General features: G+C 51.0%; 1 protein-coding gene. It reads right to left on the bottom strand.

Features of this window, described 5'->3' with window-relative positions; genetic code table 11:
• Positions 1-251 (bottom strand): hypothetical protein (locus tag AC1RPQ_RS07815; RefSeq protein ID WP_481762235.1); only part of this gene is annotated, 251 nt, incomplete at both ends.

The raw sequence follows: 251 nt of genomic DNA, 5'->3' as shown, positions 1-251 counted from the left end.
TGATTGATATGAGCCTTCGTCAACGATTCCTCTTCTAAGATATAGGTCATAGTGGCGCACGCAAGCCGCGCATCGCGGATGCGTTCAATGCGATCCGCACGAATGAGCTGATCGGACACATCAATCAAGAGGGTGGCGTCCTTCGAGGCTGCATACTGGCTTATCTTACCTGCGAGTTCCCCGCGTTTCAGCAGATAGTACATCTGAGAATGATTAAAAAAGGCTGAGAGTATCAGGACACGGCCGTACCC

The organism is Dellaglioa sp. CoH-57-MRSF-21, from assembly GCF_056781915.1.
The sequence above is the reverse complement of the archived record's forward strand: the minus strand, read 5'-3'. Positions and strand labels throughout refer to the sequence as shown.